Raw genomic sequence first — 19,834 nt, 5'->3', positions numbered from 1 at the left:
TAACGCGTTAGAATACCTGTGGGTTTTATTGCATTCAAAATAATCCCAACACATTGTGCGATTTTGAGTGATCCCAATCACAATCAAAAACGGAACAAGATGAATTGATTGACAACCTAATTTAAGATTGTTAAACTCTCGTTTGCTTGTGAGCGTAAACTTAGTTTCAAAGGCGATGCTTATTTGGTGTTGAGGCATCTTTTGAAAGCGATCTCGACGTCCATTTCAGGAATAATTCTTTGAATGAACTAACAAGATGGCAGAAAATGTGAATAACACGTATCATTTGGATAGGCATCAATTCTTATTCACACGCAAACAAACTTAAAAACATTCGTTTTTTGGGTTTGCTGGCATCTTGTTTAAGGTGTCTAATGTTGCCCAAGATTGAAAGAATCAAGTTAAATTTAAAACGCATTTTCGTGAAGCAGATTAAAATGCAAGTGATTCAGGAGCGGATTTGCAGAGTGTGGTGACTCGCTTGAGGATTTTGATCAATTCAATCGCTTAATTGTTTCTATTAAAAAGAGAAGTTGAGACAAAGATTTGAACAAATCCACCTTTTGAAAATGGGCAAAATAAAAAGGCTTCTTCATATACGAAGGAGTCGTTTTATTTTGTCTATTTTTCTGATTTAAGCAAAATATCTTATTTAAGTCTATCTTGAAATAGACATGAATTAGCAACTATGCGCTTTAAAAAGACAGGTAATAAAAAATAAGAAAGAAACTGGAATTTCGACAGTAGGTGGAAATTCCAGTTTTTTTTGTTGATTGATTCAGTGAGTAGTTGATGTCAAAGCATAACATTCCTCTAAAGTGACGTGTTTATTTTGCTTCTTCTTTTTCTTTTAATTCAGAAACGAATTCGGCAATTCTTTCGCATGCAATTTTAATGTTGTTATAAGACGTTGCATAAGAGATACGAATGTGACCTTCACCATGAACGCCAAATGCTGTCCCTGGCACTACAGCAATTTTTTTCTTTTCTAATAGCTGCATACAGAATTCATCGGATGTTAATCCAGTGGAAGTGATATCAGGGAAGACGTAGAACGTTCCTTTTGGAATATTTGTTTTTAAGCCAACGGCATTGAGTCTTGAACAGATCAAATTGCGGCGACGTTCATATTCTTTGCGCATTTCCAAAATATCGTGTCGACCTTCTTTTAAAGCCTGTACAGCAGCGATTTGAGCAGCGGTTGGAGCCGACATAATAATGAACTGGTGAACCTTTGTCATCTGTTTAGATAACTCTGCATTGCAAAGCAGAAAACCTAAACGCCATCCGGTCATCGCAAAGGCTTTGGAAAAGCCGTTGATAATAATGACTTGGTCTTTGATTTCATCAAAAGAAGCAGGAGTGCAGAATTGACCATCAAAAGTAAGTTCTGCATAAATTTCATCAGAGATGATATAAATGCCGGATTCTTTAAAGACCGGTACTAATTTTGCATAGTCTTCTTTACTCATCGTTCCCCCAGTTGGATTTGAAGGATAGTTGAGCATGATGGCTTTGGTTTTAGGTGTGATTGCAGCTTTTAGATCTTCAGGTAAAAGTTTGAAGTCATTTTCTTGAGTCAATGTAATGTAGACAGGTTTGCCCCCGGCCATTAAGATTGCTGGTTCATAAGCAACGTAGTTTGGATCGAGGACAATGACTTCATCTCCAGGATTTAATAAAGTACGGAAACAAAGATCGACTCCTTCAGACCCACCAACCGTAACGAGTGCTTCGTTTACCGGGTTATATTGGACGCCGAAATTTTCTTGATAATACTGACAAATTAGTTCGCGTAACTCTAAAGTTCCACGGTTGGCAGTGTAGTGCGTTTTACCGTCTTTAAATGAATCAGCTGCGGCTTCACAAATGTGCCAAGGTGTCGCAAAGTCAGGTTCACCAACACCCAAGGAAATAACCCCTTCCATAGAGTTCGCTAAATCGAAGTATTTACGAATGCCAGAAGGTTTTAAATCACGAACAGTTTCGTTGATTGGAAGCATTAATAGCTCACCACCAATCTGTCATCTTTGTGATCGCTTTTGCCAGCGCCAGTCATGACGCCGTTTTGTTTGTATTGTTTTAAAACAAATAATGTTTTCGTCGATTGGACATCTTCAATACAAGCGATTTTGTCAGAGACGAATTGGCAAACTTCAAACATTGTTTTTCCTTCAACTAGACAAATGAAGTCATGATCGCCAGTGATTAAATACATTGAATTTACTTCAGGATAACCAGCGATGATATTAGCGGTGTGATCGTATCCTTTGTCTTTCATTGGACGAGCGCCGACTTCGATGAATGCCATAGTTTTTTCATAACGTAAAGCTTTATTATAGTTAATCACGGTATGATAACCACAGATGATTTTATCTTGTTCCATTTGAGCGATGTCTTCACGAACTTTTGCTTCATCCTCATTGAGAATTTCAGAGAGATCTTTTGGTGTAAGACGAGCATCTTTTTCGAGAAGTTCGAGAATTTCTTGATTAATCATAGTATTCCTTTCTGTCTGCTTGTGAAGAATCAAAAATGCAGACGTTTAAACCATTATAATGCATGTGTGAAAAAAATCAGAATATTTTCAAAAACGATATGATTTTCAATGCTTTTCAATGAAACACAATGTATGGTATCAAGATCGCTCTTTATAAGAATGAAATCGGTATCGATTTAACAATGGTGCCTATGTTTTTTCGTTTACTCCAAGGGTTAGAATTTTCACTTTTTTGATCTACTGAATTTGATGTTGATTATGATTTGATTTTCATATAAAACTTATGATTTATAACAAATAAAGTAGAAGTTTTTGCAAGACTAAAATTAATTATGCATATAAAATGATATAGATGATATAAATACAAATACCATTATGCTAAAATATAGCTTGTAGAGAAATAAGAGGAAGTAAAGGAGAAAAAATGATGAAGAAAAAAATATTTACTCTTATGAGTGTTATGACAATACTCGCTGGTACATTGACAGGATGTAGTGGAAATTCAAATGAGCCTAAAGAAGTTGTGTACTTGGAAGAATCTGAGATTACAGATTTTTTTAACAATCCAAACGCATACAAAGGTAAACATGTAAAACTTACAGGCCAGGTCTTTTCAATTCCGCAAGATGATGAAGAGAGAATGTCAATTCAAATATGGCACGATGTTTCAAATTATGATCAGGACTTCATTGCCCACACAGAAGCTGGAGAGGATATTAAGGCAAATGATTATGTAATCGTCGATGGAAAGGTTGATGGCACTTTAAAAGGTGAAAACTCTTTTGGTGGTGAAGTAGTGAGTCCATTAATTGTTGACGCAAAAGTAACAAAAAGTTCCTATAAGGATATTGTTACGCCAACAATTGCTGAAATTTCTCCAGCAGTTAGCCAGGACCAAAATGGCATTGTCGTTACAGTGGATAAAGTCGAATACGCTAAAGATGAAACACGGCTCTATGTGACAATCAAAAATGGAACAGATTATAATTTTAGTTGTGGAGTGTATTCTTCAAAATTAGTTATTGATGGGCAACAACTAGATCAAAACAATCAAAGTATGACAATTTACAACACACCGGAACTACAAGAACTATCTTATGAGGTGATGGCTGGAACGAGTTCATCAGGAACTGTGATTTTCCCAGCTATCGAACAGAACGAACCTTTCCAATTTGTTTTGCCTGATTCATACAGTGATAATTATGATTTGATGTTTACAAATTATATGATTGATGTTCCTGCTAAGTAAGGATGAAGAGTTAAATGGATAAGAAGAAAAAACGGACGATTATCATCCTATCAACTTTGGCGGTAATAGTTCTTTCAGGGATCATTTTTTATACGAGCTATCATAAATGGAATGAAGCTACATGTGAAACACCTAAGACATGTTCCATTTGCAAAAAAACAGATGGGGAACCATTAGGACATAAATGGGTAAAAGCCACATGTGAAACACCTAAGACATGTTCTGTTTGCAAAAAAACAGATGGGGAACCACTAGGACATAAATGGGAAGAGGCTACATGCAAAACGCCTAGGACATGTTCTGTTTGCAAAAAAACAGAAGGAAAGCCTTTAGGACACGAAGTTTCGAAATGGACAACGATTAAAGAATCAACTTGCAGCAAAGACGGTCTTAAAGAAGGGACTTGCTCAAGATGCAAAGAAACTGTTTCTGAAAGTTTAGACAAAGTCGCTCATACAACAGGAGATTGGGAAGTTAAAACGAATTGTGTAATTTCTGCACAGGCAGTTGTCACTCCAGGTGAAGAAGTTCAAAAGTGTAAATCGTGTGGTAAAGAGCTAAATTCTCGAGAATATACAATTGAACTAACAACAAGTCAAAGAAATGCCATTTTAAAAGCTTACGAGAGAGTTAATAGTTGGCATTGTGGTCGAGATTATCTTATTAATGAACTTTTAGTTTCAGATGATGGATACCCAATAGAAGATGCGACTTTTGCGGTAGATCATATGAATGTAGATTGGAAAGAAGAAGCTGTAAAATATGCCAAGGAAAATGGTAGAGGTGAATCAAAGAATAAATTGACTGAAGAGATGCTTTATTATGGTTTTAATCAGGAGCAAATTGATAAAGCATTGGTAGCAGTAGGCTATTAAAAATAAAATTATTCTAATTTTTATAGAGATTCAATGCAAAATTCCCTTTCAAACGATTGCTCGATATAGCTAAACGAGTTCTCATTAAAGGGAATTTTTTGTGTATAAAATGCTGAAATATACAATTTGAAGTTGACGTCCAAGATAGCGAATGTTTTGTTGAGACTGGTTTTGTTTGAGGGATTAGTGTAAAAAAAGAATTCTTTAGGATAAAAGACTTTTTCAATGGTTTTTAGTGAAACACAATGTATGCCCTAGCAATCGCACTTTTTCAATATTCAAAAATGTGACATTTTTGTTGAGAAGAAAAGATGACCCTCATGAACTTTGCGAAAGTCTAAATGATTGACAGTCTATACCCATAAACTTATAATTAATTTGTTATTAAAGGAGGATTTACTGACCATGACAGTAAAAGTTGCTTTAAACGGCTTTGGACGTATCGGCCGTCTTGCATTCCGTCAAATGTTTGATGATCCAAACTACGAAGTAGTTGCTATCAACGATTTGACAAAACCAGAAATGTTAGCTCATTTACTTAAATACGATTCCACTCAAGGAACTTACAAATTAGCTGACAAAGTTGAATCTACAGAAGATTCTATCATCGTAGATGGTAAAGAAATCAAAATCTTCAAAGAAGCAGACGCTAACAACTTACCTTGGGGCGCTCTCGATGTAGACGTAGTATTAGAATGCACAGGTTTCTATACTTCTAAAGCTAAAGCACAAGCACACATCAATGCTGGCGCTAAAAAAGTCGTTATTTCTGCACCTGCAGGAAACGATCTTCCAACAATCGTTTACAACGTTAACCACGAAACATTAAAAGCAGAAGACACAATCATTTCTGCGGCTTCCTGCACAACTAACTGCCTTGCTCCTATGGCAAAAGCTCTTAACGATTTAGCACCTATCAAATCCGGTATCATGACTACAGTTCATGCTTACACTGGTGACCAAATGACTCTTGATGGTCCACAAAGAAAAGGTGACAAACGTCGTTCCCGCGCTGCAGCAGTGAACATCGTTCCTAACTCTACTGGTGCTGCAAAAGCTATCGGTTTAGTTATCCCAGAATTAAACGGTAAATTAATCGGTTCCGCTCAGCGTGTTCCAGTACCTACAGGTTCTACAACTCTTTTAGTTGCTGAAGTTGAAGGTGAAGTTACAGTTGATCAAATCAACGCTGCTATGGCTGCTGCTCAAACTGAAAGCTTCGGTTACAACACTGAAGAAATCGTTTCTTCCGATATCATCGGTATGAGATACGGTTCTTTATTCGATGCTACTCAGACTATGGCTGCTCCTACTGGTGATGGAAACACATTAGTACAGGTTGTATCTTGGTACGATAACGAAAACTCCTACACATCTCAGATGGTTCGTACAATTAAGTACTTCGCTGAAATGAACTAGTTTTCGCCAGCAAATATTTTAAATTTTAATAACAATAAAAGAAGAGATCTTCGGATCTCTTTTTTTTACATTTATGATTGAGTCATAATGAGTTTGTATCATTTCATATTAAACTGATTGTGCGAAATGCTACTAAAATAAACAAACGCAATTTCGACAATTTAATCCAAAACGGAGTATGATATTACTAATAAGCGCTTATGGTAATGAGTAAAAACCATAGTATAATAAGAAAGGATTTTTTATGGCTATTCGTGAACGATTGGTGAATGACGAACGAGATGATTTAACAAAAGACGTTGATGATCTTGATGCGGCATATATCGAGAATATGAAAAAGAGTGGCGTGAGTGAAGAATTGCTTCGCCAATTCGCAGATTTATTGAAAGAGGATGGGCAAAGTCGATGAGTAATATAGCTTGGACGTATTTAATGTATGCGGTCGTATTCTTATTATTAGTATTACTTGTACCGCCACTAGTTAAACGAGTGTACTACTCAAAATTAATGAAAGATTTAGATGAAGATAATTTAATTCTTTATGAAAAACATTTAGATTCTTTTATCGCAAAAGTGACATTCTCTGCGTTTGAACGTGAAAGTATGCGTTTGAGTTTATACGAAGCAAAAAAAGATATGAAAAAAGGGGATGAGCTGATTCAGTTCATGACCCACATGCGTTTGAATCGTAAACAGCGTGCGCAGTTAGGTGAACGCGGATTTTATTTCTACCTCGCACAAGGAAAAATTAAAAAAGCTGAACACATGATCGATTTAGTCAAAGAATTTGGTACACCTGCTCAAGTTGAACCATTAGTCATGCAACACTCGATTTTGTTAAAAAAAGAAGCAAAATATATTGATCAAGTAAAAGAACGCTATGAAAAACTAAAAGATCAAAATGGAAATATTCCAGAAAACAATCTCGTGAGTGCGGGAACATTCGAATATTTAATTGGACTTCAATATTCATATAAAAACGACAAAGCGAATATGAAAGAATGGCTTGAAAAAGCCGAAATTCATCTAAAAGGTACGCCTTTTGAATCAGAAATCTCTGACTTGCTTAAAGGTCGGTAATATCCTAAGATGAACATCTAAAAATTTGATATATTATTAAAAGGAAGTGCGAACTTCCTTTTTTTAACAGGAGAAAATTTATGAAGCTCTATAACAGCTATACGCAACAAGTTGAAGATTTTGTACCGATGGAAGCGGGCAAAGTAAACATGTATGTGTGCGGGCCGACTGTTTATAACGATCCTCATATCGGAAATGCTAGGCCTATTGTTGTATTCGACACACTTTATAAAACTTTTGAAGCTTTAGGCTACGATGTAACTTACGCTTCAAACTACACCGATGTCGATGACAAAATCATTAAAAAAGCAATTGAAGAAAATAAAACAGAAAAAGAAATTACTGACCGCTATATCGAATCTTACAAACAAGTGAGAAAAGATTTGGGGGCGAGAAACCCAGACTATACTCCTCGTGTAACGGAAACAATGGATAAGATTATTCATTTTATCGATGAACTCGTTCAAAACGGTTCTGCATATGTTGTGGATCAAGACGTTTATTTCCGTGTAAACTCTGATTCTCATTATGGTGAATTATCCCATCAAAAAGTAGATGATTTACTTGTGGGAGCGCGTATTGACGAAAATGATAAAAAAGAAAATCCACTCGACTTTACGCTTTGGAAAAAAACAGACCAAGGAATCCAATGGGATTCTCCATGGGGTAAAGGACGTCCAGGTTGGCATACAGAATGTGTTGTTATGATTCAAGACGTCTTTAAAAAGCCAGCGATTGACATTCACGGGGGAGGTTTAGATTTAAAATTTCCTCACCATGAAAATGAAATGGCTCAAGCTCGTCAAACATGCAATTCAACATTGGCGAACACATGGATTCATAACGGCATGATTAATGTCGGAAAAGATAAAGTTAAAATGTCTAAATCTTTAGGCAACGTTATGCAAGCCAAAGATCTGATTGAAGAATTTGGTGGTCCTGCTTGCCGCTGGATGATGATTTCTACACACTATCGTGCACCGTTGACAATTTCTGAAACAGTTTTAGAAAATGCGCAAAAAGAAATCTCTAAAATCCAAAAACCAATGAGCCAAGCTAAATTCCAATTATGCTTGGCGGATAAATTCGATTTGAATGCACCAAAAGACGAAGCATCTTGGAAAACATTTATCGAAGCCATGGAAGACGATTTGAATACACCAAATGCGATTTCTGCTTTGCAATCAACAGTAAAAGAAATGAACCAACTTTTAAGAAAACGTGAGTTGGATTATGACAAACTTAATCAGTTGTTTGCATCAATCTCAGGAATGCTTTATGTACTTGGAATTGATTTAGAATTCCCTCAACCATCCGAAGAAGATAAACAACTCTATTGCAACTGGAAACAAGCAGTATGCAATAAAGATTATGCGACAGCAGATGAATGCCGCGCTAAATTGATGGAATTAGGTTTGATCTAATGGAAATCGTTATGGAAAACCCCGTTGTTTTAGCTTGGATGGGGGATGCCATTTATAGTGCAAAAGCGCGTAAACATATTTTAGATGCCGGAATTCGCAAAGCGGATCAATTGCAAAAACGCAACGCTAAAATTTGTAGCGCGAGTGGACAAGCTTTTGTATTAGAAAAACTTATTGAATCTGAATGCTTAAACGAAGATGAGATGGAAATTGTTCGTCGCGGACGTAATGCACATGTTAAAAGTGTGGCAAAAAATTCCGACTTACAAACGTATTTAAAAGCGACTGCACTTGAAGCATTATTTGGCTATTTATATTTGTATCATCACGAAGATCGCATGGCGATTTTGTTGGATCAATGTATGGAATTGGGGGACCTTCTATGATTGTTTATGGAAAAAATGTATTTGAAACGCTCAAAGAAAATCCTCAAGAAATTCTTGATTTATATATTCAAAACGGAGCACGCGACCAACGTATTGAAAAGATTTTAAGCAATTTACCAAAATCGATTCGTTTAAAAACTGTTTCCAAAAAGGAAATGGATAAAATGACCGATCATGGCGTTCATCAAGGAATTGCAGCACGTGTTAAAGATATGGCTTTAATGTCACTCGATGAATTATTAAATTCATTGCCGGATTCTACAAACACTCGTTATCCACTTTTGATCGCATTAGATGAAATCCAAGATCCACATAACGTGGGAGCGATTTTAAGATCTGCTGATGCAGCGGGTGCTAATGGATTAATTCTTTGCAAACACAAAGGCGCTGGATTAACGCCTGCGGCAGTCAAAACGTCTGCTGGGGCTGCTTATAGTGTTCCGGTTGCAAGCGTATCAAGCATGGCTCAAGCTTTAAAAAAGCTTAAAGATGCAGGCTATTGGGTTGCTGGTAGTGACTTTGATGAGAAAAGTGTAGATTATCGAAAAGGCTTGTATGATCGACCTTTAGTCCTCGTGATTGGGAATGAACAAAAAGGAATGTCTAAAAGTGTTAAAGACGCTTGTGACTTCAAAGTTCATATTCCGATGTATGGTAAAGTACAATCTTTAAATGCATCAGTTGCTGCTGGTGTCTTGATGTACGAAATTCAAAATCAAAGAGACAATCTTCAATAAAGACTCAACAATATAGCGACCAGATTTCAAAGGAATTGGAATATGGTTGGTTTAATCACTTCACAAAAGAATAACAATAAATTTAAAAATAACGATTTAGAACAAACAAACGAATTGTTGTATCTATCTCGTATGAAAGATCAAGAAGCGTTGAGCATGTTATTAAACTTATATCTGCCAACAATTCATTCGATTTATCACCGCTTTTGCATTCCGTCGCGAATTATGACGATGGAAGAATGGGTGAATGATGCATATACTATCGTTTGTGATCTAGTCGATTTATATCGCGAAGATATGGACGCTAGTTTTGGCACATGTTTATATAAATATTTGGTCAATAAAGCGCGAAATGTATTGCGTGTGCAAACATACAAAAAGACAATCCCGAGCGATAAAATCGTTTCATTGCAACAGACCAATGAAGATGGAACGATGGTTGAATGGGAACGCTATTCGCGCACGAGCTTTGTTCAATTCGAAAATGATCTCATTAATCATCTTACTTTAGAAACAGTACTTCATTGCCTAGAGTCACAGTTATCTAAAGAAGAGATGGAAGTTTTAACGATGATGCAAGCTGGTTATCCAACAAGCGATGTTGCCAAACAGATGGATATCACAAAACAAAAGGTGTATCGGATTATTCGTAAAGCGTCTGATAAATGGAAATATGTTCAACAGAATTCATTCTTTCCGCCTTCGACCCCTCTTTAACAAATGAGAATGAAGGGATGGAATAAATGCAAATTGGTCGTGATCTATTGAATTTAAAGGCGATTTTCGCGATGCGCATGGGAAGAACGCCTTGCGTTCGTTGACTTGACTCATTGACAATGTTATTCTTGTATCTTGCAAAGGAGGCCTGAAAATGGCTGATAAAATTACACTAGTTTGCAGTGAGTGTTTTTCTAGAAATTACACAACAGACAAAAATAAAAAAACGCAGACAGGGCGTTTGGAAATTAAAAAATTCTGCCCTAAATGCAACAAACATACTTTGCATAAAGAATCGAAATAGAAATTAGGTATATATCATGGAAGATCAAGATTTACTTCATAAAGCAACGTTTGCACCAGGTGCTGTAGTTGCTGAACTGAAAAAAGTTCAATGGCCAACATTTAAAAAACTTTCTTCTAGTTCAGCACTGGTCATTGTGTTCACGTTGTTGTTCGGACTCTACTTCTTCATTTGTGAAATTGCAGCTACCGGACTAATTAGCTGGATCCTTTCTCTGTAAGATTCACGACATGCAAGGCAACAGGACAGACTCAGCTTCAAGCCGGTAGTTCTGTCCTTTTCTTTTAAATAAAATACATATGACTATTTTTGCGAAATCTATTTCGTGATATAGAATAAAAGAAGAACGCATTTCAATTCGATTGAATAAGAGATTCAATCTTTGAAAACATAAAAATTAAAGGAGATGCACATATGAGCGCACAAGAAAACATTTGTTGGTACGTTGTCAATACATATGCTGGACAAGAAAACCGCGTAAAAGAAAATCTCGAAAAACGAATTAAAACAATGGGCTTGGAAGATTCTTTATTCCAAATCGTTGTTGCTGAAGAAACTGAAATTGAATATAAAAACGGAAAAGAAATTCAAAAAACACATAACTTGTTCTCTGGTTATATCTTAGTTCAAATGAGAATGACTGATGAAGCTTGGTACATCGTTCGAAATACACCAGGTGTAACTGGATTTATCGGATCTTCTGGTAAAGGGGCAAAACCATTCCCAGTTGCACAAGAAGAAGTTGATGCGGTTTTATCTCGCTTAAATAAAGGTGCCCAAACATTAAACATCGATTATGCACCAGGTGATATGGTCGATGTTATTTCTGGTACTTTAGAAGGTAACCGTGTTGAAGTTCTTTCCATTAATATGGAAGAAAAAACTGCAAAAGTTTCTGTTTACATCTTAGGTAAAGAATCTAGTGTAGAAGTACCTTTAGCAGATTTAAAAAAAGTTGAAGACTAATTTAATTAATTAGATACTTAAGCTTCTTTAATCCTATGTGATGAAAAGAAGCTTTTTTTATTCGCAAAAAGCTACGATGATGATCATCATTTTTGAAAATAAAAAAACGAACTAGATCAATGATCGAGTTCGTTAAATAGAGACTAATTTTCAATAGCATCAGGCGCTAAACGAGTTGTTTGACGATTGATGAGATAACAAGGTAAAACAATTCGCATTGGTGCTAAGTTTTCGTTTCGTTTCCAAGCATCATGCAACATTCTCATACCTGTTGAACCAATTTCATAAGTTGGTACAAATACTGTTGTTAGAGGAGGAAATGTATAATTCGTTTCATCGATGTTGTCAAATCCGATAATGCAAAGTTCTTCAGGAACTTTAATACCTGCTTCATGACAAGCACGTAATGCACCAATCGCAATAGGGTCGCTCGCTGCAAAAATTGCAGTTGGCATATTTTGACTTGAAAGGATATCTTTCATCATTTCGTAGCCGGATTCACGAGAAAACTGTCCTAAACGAATCCAAGGTTCAAATTCAATATTTGCTTCATTGGCAAAACGTTTGAAATATTTTAGACGATCATCGGGATAAATCTTATCGTCGATTTTTTCAATTCCACCTAAATAGCCAATTTTCTTATGACCTTCAGCTTGAAAGTGATCAATGACAAGCTGCAAGGCACCTCTAAAATCCGGAGTAATGAAGCAAGAAGAAATTGGATCGAGTTTCATGTCTAAGAAAATAATATTTGGACAAATCTTCGTCAACATTTCACGTGCTTCATCGGAGTATTTGCCGATACATACTGTACCATCTACTTTTTCAAGTTTTTTTGATAATTCAACTTCTGATGCAAAGCATCGGATTGTCGAAATTTTATGATGAAAACAATAGTTTTCTACACCTTGACGGATGGAGAGATAGTAAGGGTCTTGTGCTTCAGCCTCAGCTGAAATCCATTGAACAATTCCGACCACCATACTTGAGATCGAAACTTTCTTTTTCTTTTTAACATAACCTAATGTTTCTGCTGCCTCAAGAACTTTATCCCGTGTCGATTGGGGGACAGACAGAGTAAGGTCGTTATTTAATATGCGGCTAACACTTGCACTCGACACGCCTGCAAGATTAGCCACGTCTTTTAATGTAGCCATAGTTTCATTCCTTTCTTTAAATGTACTTGATTCTTCGAGAAAAGTGAAATATTAGGTAAAGATATTTTTGAGAATTTAGTAAAACTCCATTTTTCAGTAATTAAATTTAGTAAAATATTGCTTGTTAAGTTGCTTTTTACTACAATAGGTACATGAAAGCGTTTTAAAAAGGAGACAAACGTTATGTTAGCAAGTCAGTTAAAAACAGCGATTGCCGAAGGTAAAAAAGACGAACGTTTAGTTTTACTTTACGGTGACGATGTTGAAGCTCAAAAAAATCGTTATATTAAAAGTATCCAAACATTTATTGATCTCTATGGTGACAAAGAAGTTCAAGTGATTTCCGTTCCAGGTCGTTCTGAAGTGATCGGGAATCATACTGACCATCAACACGGAGAAGTTTTAGCCACATCCATTAACTTAGATATCATTGCAGTGGTCAGTCCTCGTGAAGATGGCGTTGTAAAAGTGCTTAGTGATAACTATGATATCCCTGCAATTGATTTAAGTGATTTAAATCCAAATGAAAATGAAAAGGAATCGAGCCAAGCATTGATTCGCGGTGTAGCCGCAAAAATTGCCGAAGACGGCGGAAAAATTGGCGGATTCGATGGATTCATGACAAGTGATGTATTACAAGGAAGTGGATTATCTTCCTCTGCTGCATTTGAAGTTATGGTCGGAAATATTTTCTCTAATTTATATAATGAAGGAAATTTAGATCCTGTTGAATTAGCAAAAATCGGTCAGTATGCAGAAAACGTATACTTCGGTAAACCTTGTGGTTTAATGGACCAATGCGCATGTTCAGTTGGTGGTTTAATTCATATTGATTTTGCAGATCCAAAAAATCCAATCGTCGAAAAAGTCGATGTAAACTTTGCGGATTTCAATACTTCACTTTGTATTACAGATGTGCACGCATCTCATGCGGATTTAACACAAGATTATGCAGATATCCCTTATGAATTAAAAGAAGTGGACCAATTCTTTGGTCAAGAATTCTTACGTGATGTTAACGAAGATGAATTCTATGCTCGTCTAGTTGAACTTAGAAATACAGTAAACAACGATCGAGCTCTGCTTCGTGCAATGCATGTTTTCGAAGAAAACAAACGCGTTCAAAAAGCAGTTGCTGCATTAAATAACAACGATTTAACTGGCTTTGAAGCACAAATTTTAGCTTCCGGAAACTCTTCTTTTAAATATCTCCAAAATATTTATAGTCCTGCAGATTTCAAAAACCAGGCAGTATCTCTCGCTTTATTCTTAAGCGAAAAAGTATTAAATGGTCGTGGCGCACACCGTGTTCATGGTGGTGGATTTGCTGGTACGATCCAAGCATTTGTTCCAAATGACTTAGTTGAAGCTTATCGCAATGAAATGGATCAAGTCTTTGGTGCAGGTGCATGTTATATTCTTCAGATTCGTCCATTTGGTGGATACAAAGTATTCTAAATAGAATGAACGGATAAACTGTTTAGATCTTTACATTTTAAACGAATGTGCAAAGTGTAGAGATCTACTTCGGTATTTCATTTACATGATCAACATTTATTTGCTTTTTTTTAATCGCTTTATCGGGGTTGAGGCAATAAATGAAGCATCTAAATGTTTCCTGTTTCGCAATCCTCCTCGAAAACCCTCGCAAGAGGGTTTTTCTTATGGCGAGAAAAAATGTTTTACTCGTAAGAAGAAGAGTGGATTAAATTTCCTGTCTAATGGGTTTTACGATGCCAAGTGTCATGTATTATTTTTAGATTTAGACCTTTGAAAAATGATAGGCATTTCAATACGAATATCAGTTTTCTTGAAATTGAAATTTTGGTACTGTATCCCAAGAAGTAATCAAAATTACTGAAAATAGAAACGTATGAATAAACAGATTCAATTCAAAACAATGCAATTTATAAATCAAAGATCTAAATTGCCAAAATTGGATGTCCATTTTATAGAACTTAATGAAAAGACAGACAAAAGAAGGGAAGGAAAAAACAAGATGAAAACGATGCTATTTGATCTCGATGGCACGATGTATCGCGGCCCACAACCAATTGAAGCGGGTATTAGAGCTGTTAATTTTTGTGCCGAACATCATATTCCTTATTTGTTTTTGACGAATAACTCGATGCGTACGCCTGAAGAAAACGTCAAACATATGACAGATATGGGTTATACAAATGTGCATGCTGAAGACTTTGTCAATTCGGCAATGGCGGCAGCAGACTATGCAGCTCGTTTAGATCCAAATAAAAGAAAAGCTTGGATGATTGGTCAAAATGGAATGCGCCAAGCTTTATTCAATGAAGGTTTTGAAATTACTGACGATCATCCTGATTATGTATTTATCGGTTTAGATAAAACTGCAGATTATGCAACGTATTCAAAAGCACTCGCAATGTTGTTGGATGGAGCAATGTTAATCGGAACCAATCACGATCGCATTTTGGCTAAACCTGGTGGATTTGAAGTGGGAAATGGTGCAGTTGTAACTTTGTTTGAGTATGCAACAGGGAAACCATCCCCAAAAATTGGGAAGCCAGACTTGCCAATTTTAGAAACAGCCTTAAAAAAAGCGGGGATATCGAAGGAAGATGCGATAATTATAGGCGATAACCTAGAAACTGACGTTGCTCTTGGATATAATAATCAAGTTCAGACCGTTTTTGTCCAAAGCGGGGTTCATCAAGAAAAAGATATTGAAAGATTACAGATTTTTCCTGATCTAACTGTTTCGTCTTTGGATGATGTCGACTTTCTGGCACTAGCAAATGCATAAGACAAAGATTTATGTTACGATCTGAAATACGATCCATGAATATAAAGAGAGAGTGAATTATGGAGAATTTTTTAAATATTTTACTAATGATTGACGCAGGATTAGTCATTATTCTCGTCCTGTTACAAAGTGGTAAATCTGATGGTTTATCCGCTGCTTTTACAGGTAGTGGCGACTTGAACTTATTCGCTGTTCAAAAAGAAAGAGGCCCAGAAAAAGTTATTTCTCGAATGACTTTAGTATGTGGTGTAATTTTTTTAGCGCTCGTCATTGCTTTACAGGTCATTTAAATCATTGGGCCATAATAGGGCCCTTTTTCTTTGCGAAAGGAGGAAAAGATGAAGAATAAAATTTTAAACCTCCTCAAAACCAATAAACAAATGTTACCGGGCGAAATTGCTAAAGAACTGAATGTGAATTCTACGAAAGAATTTAAACAGTTTGTGGTAACACTCAACGAATTAGAAGATGAACGTTTGATTCATAACGATCATGATCAATACGTATTAATTGATGGCGAGGAATGGATTGCTGGTCGAGTACGCGATGTTTCACCATTTGAATATGCAGTTTTCGATCAGGATAAAAAAGTTTATGTATCCAAAGCGGGTACAGATTTATTAATGGACCGCGATGAAGTGTTAGTCCATAAAACAAAACAAAAAACGTCAGTTGTTCGAATTTATCAACGAGGGGTAACCAATATTGTTGGTAAATTTATCAAATACAAAAACAGATATGAGTTTTATAGTGACGTTGATTTACATACGTCATTTAAAGTGACAAATAAAGCAGATTTTAAACTTAAACCCGGCATTAAAGCGGTGGTAAAAGTTCAGAAATACCAAAAACCACTGGTTGTTGAAATTGTTGAAATCCTTGGTTTTGAAGATCAAGCCGGTGTGGATGTGACGGCAATTTTGACACAAAATGATGTTCGTCAACATTTCATGAAGAAGGTTAAACATGCTTGTGATCAAATTCCAAGTCACGTTTACAAAAAAGAAATGAAGGGACGTCACGATTTACGAAATCTTTTAACGGTTACAATCGATGGAGAAACGACGAAAGACTTCGACGATGCAATTTCAGTTGAAAAACTAAGAAATGGCGGATGGAAGCTTTATGTTCACATTGCCGATGTAAGCTATTACGTTTCTGAAGGTGATCCAATTGATGAAGAAGCGTATAAACGGGGAACATCCATTTATGTTGCCGATCGTGTAGTTCCAATGTTGCCATTTGTGTTATCCAATGGAATTTGTTCACTCAACCCAGACGTGGATCGCTTAACACTGACTTGTGAAATGGATTTCGATGCAAAGGGTAAACGAATTGGATATTCCATTTATGATTCCGTAATTCGCTCTGATGCACGTTGTACTTACGGAAAGGTCAACGAATATTTAGAAAATCCAGACTCTGTAGAAGAATACAAAGAATTTGGTCCAATGTTGCAAGAGTTCTCCAACTTAGCTAAAAAACTCAATGAACAAACGATTGCGCGTGGCCATATTCTATTTGAGACACAAGAGCCTTATTATGTATTAGACGAAAAAGGAATGCCAATCGATGTCTATGTTAAAGAACATGGTTGGAGCGAACAGATGATTGAAGAAGCAATGGTCGCTGCCAATGTCACAGTTGCCCATGAATTGGTAACTCATGAATTTCCAGGAATGTATCGTGTTCACGAACAACCAGATCCACAAAAATTGCAATCTGTTGTGAATTTGGCTCGGATTTTGCATTGCCCATGCCAGATTGATCCTGATCAATGTGAACCGATCGATATTGCGCAATTTTTAGATTCAATTCAAGATGAGAATACAAAAGAAATCTTATCTTCTGTTGCATTACGATCGATGCAAAAAGCGCGTTATTCTCAAGAAAACTTAGGACATTACGGATTGGCATTAGAAGAGTATTGCCATTTTACTTCACCAATCCGCCGCTATCCAGACTTATTAATTCATCGTATGATTCGTCGTCATATTCTTGAAAAGAAGAATGATGAAAAAACATTGAATCACGATCGTTATCGTATGGAAAAAGCGGCATTGCATCTTTCTCAAAAAGAGCGAGACGCAGTGACGGTTGAACGTGCCGTTAACGATTTAGAAGCAACGAAGTTTATGCAAAACAAAGTAGGACAAATGTTCGAAGGTGTCATAAGTGGCGTGACAAGTTTTGGTTTCTTTGTTTCTTTAGACAACTCCATTGAAGGTTTAGTTCCTTTACGTAAAATGGTAGATGACTTCTATCAATACGATGAGGACACAATGACATTAACGGGGGAAAGCACAGGTAAAGTTTTCCGTTTAGGAACTCGTGTACAAGTGGAAGTTGTTGAAGCGAGTGTACCAAAACGTCAAATTACATTTGCCTATATCGCCAATGTGTTTTAGGCAAATAGAGTTTAATGCATGAAGTAATCATCGATTCACTAGCAATTGTGCTATTGGATCGATTTTTTTACTACTAAATATGAAATTAACAATCGCTAGTAACAAAAGTTGATTTCAATTTAACTTTGATTCATGTTTGTAATCTTTTGAGGATAAAACAAACGAAAAAAAGATAATAAACAAACTGTATATAAGGAATAAATTTTATTTAAAAAAGAATAAAATTTCCTTAGAGATAGATGGAAACGATCAAAAATTACGCACTTGTATACTTCGCAGACAATGAAATCGAAAGATACGGATGAATCTAAGTGAATTTTGCGTTAAAATCATGTGGAACAGTTTAAAATATGTTCGTTGACGAGGAATTGTTGCAGAGAACCTTGAAAGAAGTTCAAATTCCGCTTTGTTAAACAACAAAGAATTTCTGCCATACAATTATGAGAAAATGGATGAAATGTTCAGTTTGTTCTTTACTTAGCTCTATGATGATGTTTTCATCAGCAAGCCCTTTACTTGCAAAAACAGAACAAACCTTTGAAGAGTCTTTTACGATGGATGGAATTGATATCGTTCCATTTAAAGTCATTGGAGAAGACGAGCGTGAAAAAGTTAAAGATCCTAATCAAGCTCCATACAATAGCTTAGTCAAAATCAAAATTAAATTTGCAAAAGGAACTTACTTTAGTTCTGGCTTTTTGATTGATGAATCTAATATTTTAACAGCTGGCCATGCTGTATATGACCCTGACCATGGTGCTGTAGAAAAAGTAACAGTCGTGATTGGGGGAACGAATGAAGTATACGAATTAGGTCCAGATGCGATTTTCGTTAGCCCTGAATATGTAAAAGATCCAGATAACCACAGTGAAGATGCGGGTTTAATTCACTTAAATACGCCTCTTACGGGAAAACGTAAATATTTCACACTTGCCAATGAAGCAACGATTAATTCTTTAGTGGATCAGAAAAATAAAGTTCAATTAGCTGGTTTTACGAATGAATCTGGCGTCGATATTAAAGATCTTGTTCCATGGACAATGAAAGGTACGATCTTAACGACAACTGTAAATGGTCAGCCAAACATGCTTTTGCATGATGTCGATACAGCATCAGGACAAAGTGGTTCACCGCTCTTTATTGAAAAAGATGGTGAATATCAAGTTGTTGCGATCCATATCAACGCTTTAGCAAGAGTGGATGCAAACGGGGGATTAAAAATTAATGATTCAATCCATAAGCTGATCCGTCGTGCTAACCCAACAAAAGAGATGACGAATGCGGTTTACCGTGCTTATAACCCAAATAGTGGAGAACACTTCTTTACTCCAAACTATACTGAATTCAAGGCAATTACTTTACAAGGATGGGATGATGAAGGTGTTGCTTGGATGACACAAACGGAAAAAAATGGGGAAGCCTTATATCGTCTTTATAACCCAAATGATGGGTTGCACCACTACACAAGTGATACAAAAGAACGCGATGAATTAGTCAAAATCGGATGGAACGATGAAGGAATCGCTTGGTACGCTTCTGTAAATCCTACACATGCAGCAGTTTATCGTTTGTATAATCCAAATGATGGACAACATCATTACACAATGGATGTCGAAGAAAAAACAGCTTTGGTTGCTTTAGGATGGAACGATGAAGGTGTTGGTTATCGTACTGCACCAGTACCTAAAAATTAATTGTTTATTCATAATTTAAGATGTCTAGTTGCCGTGAATTGAATCGACAATAGGCATCTTTTTTTATGATGATAAATGATTAGTTCACAGCGTTTGGAAAAATGATCAAAACAAACGGATTTGTTATCGACAATGTAAA

20 protein-coding genes are annotated in these 19,834 nt (G+C 36.1%); 17 read left to right on the top strand and 3 right to left on the bottom strand.

Translation table 11 applies throughout. From position 1 onward, the window contains the following. Positions 1 to 827: 827 nt before the first annotated feature. Both ALLST_RS0105305 and ALLST_RS0105300 read right to left on the bottom strand, forming a co-directional pair. Positions 828 to 2,003 carry a pyridoxal phosphate-dependent aminotransferase gene (locus ALLST_RS0105305; RefSeq protein ID WP_019893051.1) on the bottom strand — a complete coding sequence of 392 codons (1,176 nt, stop codon included), beginning with the start codon at positions 2,001 to 2,003 and terminating at the stop codon, positions 828 to 830. After that, the gene (locus ALLST_RS0105300; RefSeq protein WP_019893050.1) at positions 2,003 to 2,500 is read right to left on the bottom strand and encodes an Lrp/AsnC family transcriptional regulator; all 498 of its coding nucleotides are present in this window, start codon (positions 2,498 to 2,500) and stop codon (positions 2,003 to 2,005) included. The genes ALLST_RS0105305 and ALLST_RS0105300 overlap by 1 nt, the downstream gene beginning before the upstream one ends. A gap of 424 nt (positions 2,501 to 2,924) precedes the next feature. Here ALLST_RS0105300 and ALLST_RS0105290 point away from each other — a divergent pair, with 424 nt between their 5' ends. The 12 genes from ALLST_RS0105290 (at position 2,925) to nusG (ending at position 11,657) form a co-directional block, all read left to right on the top strand. Beyond that, on the top strand, positions 2,925 to 3,749 hold the full coding sequence (locus tag ALLST_RS0105290) for a hypothetical protein (RefSeq protein ID WP_156816568.1): 825 nt from the start codon (positions 2,925 to 2,927) through the stop codon (positions 3,747 to 3,749). Positions 3,750 to 3,763: 14 nt separating this feature from the next. Then, a complete protein-coding gene (locus ALLST_RS0105285; RefSeq protein WP_019893048.1) occupies positions 3,764 to 4,624 on the top strand; it encodes a hypothetical protein in 861 nt (286 codons plus the stop codon). 405 nt (positions 4,625 to 5,029) lie between these two features. After that, complete coding sequence (gene gap, locus ALLST_RS0105280; protein ID WP_019893047.1) at positions 5,030 to 6,043, top strand: type I glyceraldehyde-3-phosphate dehydrogenase; 1,014 nt, start codon at positions 5,030 to 5,032, stop codon at positions 6,041 to 6,043. A 244-nt stretch (positions 6,044 to 6,287) separates the two neighbouring features. Continuing rightward, a complete protein-coding gene (locus tag ALLST_RS11520) occupies positions 6,288 to 6,452 on the top strand; it encodes a hypothetical protein (RefSeq protein ID WP_019893046.1) in 165 nt (54 codons plus the stop codon). Then, complete coding sequence (locus ALLST_RS0105270; RefSeq protein ID WP_019893045.1) at positions 6,449 to 7,123, top strand: hypothetical protein; 675 nt, start codon at positions 6,449 to 6,451, stop codon at positions 7,121 to 7,123. Before ALLST_RS11520 ends, ALLST_RS0105270 begins: the two co-directional genes overlap by 4 nt. A gap of 80 nt (positions 7,124 to 7,203) precedes the next feature. After that, positions 7,204 to 8,547 carry a cysteine--tRNA ligase gene (cysS, locus tag ALLST_RS0105265; protein ID WP_019893044.1) on the top strand — a complete coding sequence of 448 codons (1,344 nt, stop codon included), beginning with the start codon at positions 7,204 to 7,206 and terminating at the stop codon, positions 8,545 to 8,547. After that, a complete protein-coding gene (locus ALLST_RS0105260; protein WP_019893043.1) occupies positions 8,547 to 8,933 on the top strand; it encodes a Mini-ribonuclease 3 in 387 nt (128 codons plus the stop codon). Before cysS ends, ALLST_RS0105260 begins: the two co-directional genes overlap by 1 nt. Beyond that, complete coding sequence (gene rlmB / locus ALLST_RS0105255) at positions 8,930 to 9,670, top strand: 23S rRNA (guanosine(2251)-2'-O)-methyltransferase RlmB (RefSeq protein ID WP_019893042.1); 741 nt, start codon at positions 8,930 to 8,932, stop codon at positions 9,668 to 9,670. The genes ALLST_RS0105260 and rlmB overlap by 4 nt, the downstream gene beginning before the upstream one ends. A 42-nt stretch (positions 9,671 to 9,712) precedes the next feature. Next, complete coding sequence (locus ALLST_RS0105250; RefSeq protein WP_019893041.1) at positions 9,713 to 10,387, top strand: sigma-70 family RNA polymerase sigma factor; 675 nt, start codon at positions 9,713 to 9,715, stop codon at positions 10,385 to 10,387. A 154-nt stretch (positions 10,388 to 10,541) separates the two neighbouring features. Beyond that, positions 10,542 to 10,691 (top strand): 50S ribosomal protein L33, encoded by a 150-nt coding sequence (gene rpmG, locus ALLST_RS0105245; RefSeq protein ID WP_019893040.1) that lies wholly within the window; start codon positions 10,542 to 10,544, stop codon positions 10,689 to 10,691. A 16-nt stretch (positions 10,692 to 10,707) separates the two neighbouring features. Further along, positions 10,708 to 10,911 (top strand): preprotein translocase subunit SecE, encoded by a 204-nt coding sequence (secE, locus tag ALLST_RS0105240; protein ID WP_019893039.1) that lies wholly within the window; start codon positions 10,708 to 10,710, stop codon positions 10,909 to 10,911. A gap of 194 nt (positions 10,912 to 11,105) precedes the next feature. After that, complete coding sequence (nusG, locus tag ALLST_RS0105235) at positions 11,106 to 11,657, top strand: transcription termination/antitermination protein NusG (RefSeq protein WP_019893038.1); 552 nt, start codon at positions 11,106 to 11,108, stop codon at positions 11,655 to 11,657. Positions 11,658 to 11,800: 143 nt separating this feature from the next. Here the strand turns inward: nusG and ALLST_RS0105230 are convergent, their stop codons facing one another. Then, entirely contained in the window at positions 11,801 to 12,814 is a 1,014-nt protein-coding gene (locus tag ALLST_RS0105230) for a LacI family DNA-binding transcriptional regulator (RefSeq protein WP_019893037.1), read from the bottom strand. Positions 12,815 to 12,997: 183 nt separating this feature from the next. Here ALLST_RS0105230 and ALLST_RS0105225 point away from each other — a divergent pair, with 183 nt between their 5' ends. The 5 genes from ALLST_RS0105225 (at position 12,998) to ALLST_RS11285 (ending at position 19,695) form a co-directional block, all read left to right on the top strand. Continuing rightward, positions 12,998 to 14,272, top strand: coding sequence for a galactokinase (locus ALLST_RS0105225; protein ID WP_019893036.1), 1,275 nt, complete (start codon positions 12,998 to 13,000; stop codon positions 14,270 to 14,272). A 541-nt stretch (positions 14,273 to 14,813) separates the two neighbouring features. Next, positions 14,814 to 15,593, top strand: coding sequence for an HAD-IIA family hydrolase (locus ALLST_RS0105220; RefSeq protein ID WP_026472796.1), 780 nt, complete (start codon positions 14,814 to 14,816; stop codon positions 15,591 to 15,593). A gap of 59 nt (positions 15,594 to 15,652) precedes the next feature. Continuing rightward, a complete protein-coding gene (gene secG, locus ALLST_RS0105215; protein WP_019893034.1) occupies positions 15,653 to 15,883 on the top strand; it encodes a preprotein translocase subunit SecG in 231 nt (76 codons plus the stop codon). A gap of 48 nt (positions 15,884 to 15,931) precedes the next feature. Then, positions 15,932 to 18,001: a ribonuclease R gene (gene rnr / locus ALLST_RS0105210; RefSeq protein ID WP_019893033.1), complete on the top strand. Its 2,070-nt coding sequence runs from the start codon at positions 15,932 to 15,934 to the stop codon at positions 17,999 to 18,001. A 452-nt stretch (positions 18,002 to 18,453) separates the two neighbouring features. Then, on the top strand, positions 18,454 to 19,695 hold the full coding sequence (locus tag ALLST_RS11285) for a trypsin-like serine protease (protein ID WP_019893032.1): 1,242 nt from the start codon (positions 18,454 to 18,456) through the stop codon (positions 19,693 to 19,695). Positions 19,696 to 19,834 lie beyond the last annotated feature (139 nt).

Source organism: Allobaculum stercoricanis DSM 13633 (assembly GCF_000384195.1).
GTDB lineage: Bacteria > Bacillota_I > Bacilli_A > Erysipelotrichales > Erysipelotrichaceae > Allobaculum > Allobaculum stercoricanis.
The sequence above is the reverse complement of the archived record's forward strand: the minus strand, read 5'-3'. Positions and strand labels throughout refer to the sequence as shown.

What these genes read in the sequence shown, in the direction of transcription:
- ALLST_RS0105305 (WP_019893051.1), bottom strand. Translation starts at nt 2,003, where the DNA reads ATGCTTCCAATCAACGAAACTGTTCGTGATTTAAAACCTTCTGGCATT.
- ALLST_RS0105300 (WP_019893050.1), bottom strand. Translation starts at nt 2,500, where the DNA reads ATGATTAATCAAGAAATTCTCGAACTTCTCGAAAAAGATGCTCGTCTT.
- ALLST_RS0105290 (WP_156816568.1), top strand. Translation starts at nt 2,925, where the DNA reads ATGATGAAGAAAAAAATATTTACTCTTATGAGTGTTATGACAATACTC.
- ALLST_RS0105285 (WP_019893048.1), top strand. Translation starts at nt 3,764, where the DNA reads ATGGATAAGAAGAAAAAACGGACGATTATCATCCTATCAACTTTGGCG.
- gap (WP_019893047.1), top strand. Translation starts at nt 5,030, where the DNA reads ATGACAGTAAAAGTTGCTTTAAACGGCTTTGGACGTATCGGCCGTCTT.
- ALLST_RS11520 (WP_019893046.1), top strand. Translation starts at nt 6,288, where the DNA reads ATGGCTATTCGTGAACGATTGGTGAATGACGAACGAGATGATTTAACA.
- ALLST_RS0105270 (WP_019893045.1), top strand. Translation starts at nt 6,449, where the DNA reads ATGAGTAATATAGCTTGGACGTATTTAATGTATGCGGTCGTATTCTTA.
- cysS (WP_019893044.1), top strand. Translation starts at nt 7,204, where the DNA reads ATGAAGCTCTATAACAGCTATACGCAACAAGTTGAAGATTTTGTACCG.
- ALLST_RS0105260 (WP_019893043.1), top strand. Translation starts at nt 8,547, where the DNA reads ATGGAAATCGTTATGGAAAACCCCGTTGTTTTAGCTTGGATGGGGGAT.
- rlmB (WP_019893042.1), top strand. Translation starts at nt 8,930, where the DNA reads ATGATTGTTTATGGAAAAAATGTATTTGAAACGCTCAAAGAAAATCCT.
- ALLST_RS0105250 (WP_019893041.1), top strand. Translation starts at nt 9,713, where the DNA reads ATGGTTGGTTTAATCACTTCACAAAAGAATAACAATAAATTTAAAAAT.
- rpmG (WP_019893040.1), top strand. Translation starts at nt 10,542, where the DNA reads ATGGCTGATAAAATTACACTAGTTTGCAGTGAGTGTTTTTCTAGAAAT.
- secE (WP_019893039.1), top strand. Translation starts at nt 10,708, where the DNA reads ATGGAAGATCAAGATTTACTTCATAAAGCAACGTTTGCACCAGGTGCT.
- nusG (WP_019893038.1), top strand. Translation starts at nt 11,106, where the DNA reads ATGAGCGCACAAGAAAACATTTGTTGGTACGTTGTCAATACATATGCT.
- ALLST_RS0105230 (WP_019893037.1), bottom strand. Translation starts at nt 12,814, where the DNA reads ATGGCTACATTAAAAGACGTGGCTAATCTTGCAGGCGTGTCGAGTGCA.
- ALLST_RS0105225 (WP_019893036.1), top strand. Translation starts at nt 12,998, where the DNA reads ATGTTAGCAAGTCAGTTAAAAACAGCGATTGCCGAAGGTAAAAAAGAC.
- ALLST_RS0105220 (WP_026472796.1), top strand. Translation starts at nt 14,814, where the DNA reads ATGAAAACGATGCTATTTGATCTCGATGGCACGATGTATCGCGGCCCA.
- secG (WP_019893034.1), top strand. Translation starts at nt 15,653, where the DNA reads ATGGAGAATTTTTTAAATATTTTACTAATGATTGACGCAGGATTAGTC.
- rnr (WP_019893033.1), top strand. Translation starts at nt 15,932, where the DNA reads ATGAAGAATAAAATTTTAAACCTCCTCAAAACCAATAAACAAATGTTA.
- ALLST_RS11285 (WP_019893032.1), top strand. Translation starts at nt 18,454, where the DNA reads ATGAAATGTTCAGTTTGTTCTTTACTTAGCTCTATGATGATGTTTTCA.